Annotated in this window: 6 protein-coding genes and 1 pseudogene; 2 read left to right on the plus strand and 5 right to left on the minus strand. The window is 71.8% G+C overall.

Going from position 1 to position 4,891, the window contains the following annotated elements; genetic code table 11:
* From ABT116_RS39585 to ABT116_RS39600, 4 genes are all read right to left on the minus strand, one after another.
* Positions 1-179, minus strand: a 179-nt coding sequence (locus tag ABT116_RS39585; RefSeq protein WP_351644654.1) for a nitronate monooxygenase, incomplete at its 3' end; no start/stop codon positions are given.
* Between the two features lie 11 nt (positions 180-190).
* Positions 191-961, minus strand: coding sequence for a CoA-transferase subunit beta (locus ABT116_RS39590; RefSeq protein WP_351644639.1), 771 nt, complete (start codon positions 959-961; stop codon positions 191-193).
* Complete coding sequence (locus ABT116_RS39595) at positions 958-1,821, minus strand: CoA transferase subunit A (protein ID WP_351644644.1); 864 nt, start codon at positions 1,819-1,821, stop codon at positions 958-960. Before ABT116_RS39595 ends, ABT116_RS39590 begins: the two co-directional genes overlap by 4 nt.
* Positions 1,818-2,609: an enoyl-CoA hydratase family protein gene (locus ABT116_RS39600; protein WP_351644647.1), complete on the minus strand. Its 792-nt coding sequence runs from the start codon at positions 2,607-2,609 to the stop codon at positions 1,818-1,820. The genes ABT116_RS39595 and ABT116_RS39600 overlap by 4 nt, the downstream gene beginning before the upstream one ends.
* Before the next feature lie 79 nt (positions 2,610-2,688).
* On the opposite strand from ABT116_RS39600, the gene ABT116_RS39605 reads away from it, so the two are divergent.
* Both ABT116_RS39605 and ABT116_RS39610 read left to right on the plus strand, forming a co-directional pair.
* Positions 2,689-3,465 carry an SDR family oxidoreductase gene (locus ABT116_RS39605; RefSeq protein ID WP_351644650.1) on the plus strand — a complete coding sequence of 259 codons (777 nt, stop codon included), beginning with the start codon at positions 2,689-2,691 and terminating at the stop codon, positions 3,463-3,465.
* 36 nt (positions 3,466-3,501) lie between these two features.
* Positions 3,502-4,410: an SDR family oxidoreductase gene (locus ABT116_RS39610; protein ID WP_351644652.1), complete on the plus strand. Its 909-nt coding sequence runs from the start codon at positions 3,502-3,504 to the stop codon at positions 4,408-4,410.
* 361 nt (positions 4,411-4,771) lie between these two features.
* On the opposite strand, the pseudogene ABT116_RS39615 reads toward ABT116_RS39610, so the two are convergent.
* Positions 4,772-4,891, minus strand: a pseudogene (locus ABT116_RS39615) (3-hydroxyacyl-CoA dehydrogenase NAD-binding domain-containing protein); the annotation flags it as partial.

Below are 4,891 nucleotides of genomic sequence, written 5' to 3' on the forward strand. Positions count from 1 at the left end.
GACTTGACCTCGCGCACGGCCGAGCGGAGCTGTTCGGGGGTCATGGTGGCGGACGCGAGGATGCCCAGGGCTCCTGCGTCGGCGGCGGCGGAGACCAGGCGGGGGCCGGCCACCCACCCCATGCCGGTCTGGACGATGGGTGTGCGTACTCCGACGAGTTCGGTGAGGGCCGTGGCGATCGTGGTGTCGCTCATGCGGGCACCTCACGGTCGCGGGCGCCCTGCGGGTCGATGACCTCCCGGACGAGGCGCAGCTCTTCGCCGGTGGGCTCGCGGGTGTACGGAACCTCGTCGGGGACGCTGAGGTCGAAGCCGGTGGCGGCGAGGACCTGTTCGACCGTGGCTCCCGGGTGCAGCGAGCGCAGCCGCATCGAGTGGTCCGGGGTCGCGAAGTCGAAGACGCCCAGGTTGCTGATCACCTCCGGGACGTGGTGGAAGCGGGTGGCCGACGGGCCGGCCTCGGCCGCACGGTCGTAGCCGACTCCGCACACCATGTCGACGTGCTCCACGAAGACGCGCGGGGAGTGCTTGGGTACCCAGTAACTGGTCGGATTGTTCAGTGTGTTGATGGGGGCGCCCCGGACACCCAGGAGTTGCCGGGCAGGACGGGGCCAGTCGCCGATGCACGAGATGTTCTGGTTGCCGTGGCGGTCGATCTGGCTGGCCCCCATCATCACGTGCCGCCGTCCCGTGGCCACGAGGGCCAGGTGCTGGCGGTAGGGCAGCCAGCCTTCCACCACCTGGGCGCGGGCACCGAGCGCCGGGACGTCACCGATCAGCAGTGCCTCGCCGTCGGTGAGCAGCAGGTCGGGCGCGAACGTCAGCTTCGCCAGCCGGGCGCCGATGGTGGGGACGGTGCCCATGGGGCCGGCCAGGACCTCCCCGGCGTGGCGCCAGGCCTCGGCGCAGGCCACCACGCAGTACTCGGCGCGCGTCGTCCTGTTCGTCGGAGGACTGCTCACGCCCGCTCCTCGTGGAATGCCGCGACCGCGGCCTGGTAGGTCTCTTCGTCCGCGGGCAGGTGGCGGTCCGTGAACGCCTGCCAGGCCTCCGGGTCGCGGGCGGCAACGGCGTAGGCGCGCTGGAAGGCCTCGTCACGGCCGTAGTCGGGGGCGCAGGAGGTGAAGTGCGCGCCGTTGGGTGTCTGGACGACCCCCGTCACGAAGGCGCGCTTGACGAGCAGCGTCTGCGGGGCCGCGTCCTTGAGCAGGTCGGCTGTGTCGACGAGCTGCTCGCAGGAGACGTACGCGGTGTCGGCTGCCTGGCAGAACAGGTCGTCGAAGTACGGGTCGGGCCCAAGGTACTGGGCGTTGCCCCGTGCGTCCGCCCGGTTGAGGTGCACCAGAGCCGCGTCCAGGCGCAACGCCGGGACCGCGACGAACTTCTCGCCGTCCGCATAGGGCGAGACCACCGTGCGCAGGTGCGGGTTGACCTTCATCACGTCGGAGCCGAGACCGGCCCGGACCGGCAGGAAGGGCAGTCGCTGCGCGGCGGCGGTCAGCCCCCACATGAACATCGCCTCGTCCAGCTCCACCAGGTCGAACGCACCTCGTTGCCGGGCCGCGGTGAAGTGCGGCTCCAGGGGGACGGAGTCGAGGGTGGCGAACGGGGCCACGAGGGTACGGATCCGTCCCGCCGCGGCGAGCAGGCCGACGTCGGGACCGCCGTAGGACACCACGGTCAGGTCGGTGATGTCGGAGCGCAGCAGTGCGCGGACCAGGGCCATCGGCTTGCGGCGCGACCCCCAGCCGCCGATGCCCACAGTCATGCCGGTTCGGAGCCGGCCGACCACCTGCTCGGCGGTCATCGTCTTGTCGCTCAACACGCCTCCCCTTCGGACGACTTGGACGCCCTGGACGACTTCGACGACTGGGACGACACGAAGGCCTCGCGGTACCGGTCCGACACCCCGCTGAGGTTGGCCTCGAACGTGAAGCCCTGCTCGAAGCGGTAGCTGCGGCGGACGTCCACCGGGTCGATGCCGTTGATCGACGCCTTGGCGAAGCGGATGAGCAGCCCGTCCTTGGCGGCGATCTCCCTGGCCAGCTCAATGGCCGCGGCGTGCAGCTGCTCGCGCGGGACGACCCGCCATACCGAGCCGTGGCGGTGGAGTTCCTCGGCCGTCACGGTGCGCGAGGTGTAGTAGAGCGTCCGCATCAGATGCTGAGGGACCAGCCGGGCCAGGTGGGTGGCCGCGCCGAGCGCGCCCCGGTCCAGCTCGGGCAGCCCGAAGGTCGCGTCGTCGCTCGCCACGATCGAGTCGGCGTTGCCGACCAGACCGATACCGCCGCCCACGCAGAAGCCCTGCACAGCGGCGACCACGGGGACCTCGCAGTCGTAGACCGCCGCGAACGCCTCGTAGCAGCCGCGGTTGGTGCCGACGAGCGCCGTGTACCCCTCGGTGTGCTGCATCTCCTTGATGTCGGCGCCGGCGTTGAACCCCCGCCCCGTCGCGGTGAGGACGACACAGCGTACGGCGGGATCGGAACCGGCCGCGCGCACCGCGGCGGCCAGGTCGTACCAACCCTGGACGGGGACGGCGTTGACCGGTGGGAAGTCCACGGTGATGACGGCGATGCCCTCTTCGGGGCGTGCGGTGGAGACACCCATGGGCGGATCAGCTACCTTTCCACCAAACGTTTGTTAGGTGTGAAGGTAGCAGCGGAGTACACGTCGCGGGAGGCCTCCCATGGCAACGATCACCGATCTGAGCGGACGGGTGGCGGTGGTCACCGGCGGAACGAGGGGCGTGGGCGCGGGCATCACCCGGGCCCTGCTGGAGGCCGGAGCCGAGGTGGTGACCTGCGCCCGGCGGCCCGCGGACCGGCCTGTCGCAGCGGCCGGGCGCAGCGCCCGGTTCCTCCCGGTCGACCTGCGTGACGCGGACGCCGTCGGTGCCTTCTTCAGCCACGTGGGGGGCGAGTACGGCAGGCTGGACGTCCTCGTCAACAACGCCGGGGGCACGCCGTACCGGATGCTCGAGGAGGGTGGGGCCGAACGGCACTCCCGGGTCGTCGAGTTGAATCTGCTCGCTCCCCTGACCGCCTCCCTCGCCGCCTACGAGCAGATGCGCGCCCAGCCCGGCGGCGGGTCGATCGTCATGATCGGCAGTGTCAGCGGCAGCCGTCCGTCACCGGGCTCGGCTGCCTACGGCGCGGCCAAGGCGGGCCTGGAGCAGCTGGCCCGCAGCATGGCCGTGGAGTGGGCCCCGCGGGTCAGGGTCAACACCCTGGTCCTCGGCATGGTCCGCACCGAGCTGTCGCATCTGCACTACGGCGACGCGGACGGCATCGCGGCCGTCGGCCGCACCGTGCCGCTCGGCCGGCTCGCCGACCCGGCGGAGGTGGGCGACGCCTGTGTCTTCCTCGCCTCCGAGCGCGCCGCGTACATCAGCGGTGCGAGTCTGCTCGTCCACGGCGGCGGCGAACGCCCGGCCTTCCTCGACGCCGCAACCGCGAACGGCTGAACTCGCTTCCCGACTTCCAGCGGAAGGACCCAGAGCATGTCCGGACTGTGCAGCGAACGTGTCGCGATCGTCACCGGAGCGGGGCGCGGACTCGGCCGGGCGCACGCCCTCGCCCTCGCCGCGGAGGGTGCGAGGGTCGTCGTGAACGACCTCGGTGCCGGTCTCGACGGTACCGGTACCGAGGCGGGGCCCGCCCGGCTCGTCGTCGACGAGATCGTCGCCCGCGGCGGGCAGGCGGTCGCCCACGGCGGGGACATCGCCACGACGGAGGGCGCGGCCTCGCTGATCCGTACCGCCGTCGAGACCTACGGCCGCCTCGACACCCTGGTCAACAACGCCGGGTTCCTGCGTGACCGGATGCTGGTGAACCTCGGCGAGGACGACTGGGACACCGTGATGCGCGTCCATCTCAAGGGGCACTTCCTTCCGCTGAAGTACGCGGCGGCCCACTGGCGCGCGGAAGCCAAGGCAGGCCGCGTACCGGTGGCCCGGATCGTCAACACCACCAGTGGGGCGGGTCTGTTGGGGAGCGTCGGCCAGGGCAACTACTCCGCCGCCAAGGCCGGGATCGTCGGGCTGACCCTGGTCGCCGCCGCCGAGATGGGCCGTTACGGCGTGCTGGTCAACGCCATCGCTCCCGCGGCCCGCACCCGGATGACCGAGGCGACGTTCGCCGAGACCATGGCGGCCCCGGACAGCGGCTTCGACGCCATGGCCCCGGAGAACGTGTCCCCGCTCGTCGTGTGGCTCGGCTCCCCGGCCTCCGCCGGTGTGACGGGGCGGGTCTTCGAGGCGGCGGGCGGTCGCATCACGGTCATGGAGGGGTGGCGCCCCGGCCCCACGGCGGACAAGGGCGCCCGTTGGTCCCCGTCCGAAGCCGGGGAGGCCGCACTGAAACTCCTCGCGGAGGCGGCGACTCCGGAACCGGTGTACGGAGCGCAGTGAACACCGGGCAGGTGTTCGACTCCGCCAGCGCGCGCTCCGGATCGGCCGTCTTGCGCGAGCACCCTCCACCGCTCACGAGCTGTGCGTGACGGCTTGGCGTGGCGGCTCGTCGACGCCGTGCGCGCCCTCCCGTCCGCGCCGCTCGACGGGGATGTTCGCCGCAGACGTTCGTCGTGGGCGTTCCGTCGCAGACGGGAGGGTGTCGGCGGACATCGTGTCAGCCGGCGGGGGACGGCTTCGGCCGTGTCTCGGGTTCTGCGGCGGGGGCGTCCGGGTGTCGGCGTTCGTTTCGCCACGAGGCCGCCCAGGCGAGTACCGCGCCGCCCACGGCGTAGGCGCCGAGCACCCAGAGTGCGGACGTGATGGCATGGCCCGAGAAGTAGACGGTCTCGACCTCCGCGAACACCTGCTGCTTGACGCCGATCTCCTCGAAGACCGCCTCGATGATGAAGTCGGCGTCCGCGAAGCCCTCGGCCTTGTC

It is taken from the genome of Streptomyces sp. NPDC002130 (assembly GCF_040296465.1).
In the GTDB taxonomy this organism is placed as follows: Bacteria; Actinomycetota; Actinomycetes; order Streptomycetales; family Streptomycetaceae; genus Streptomyces.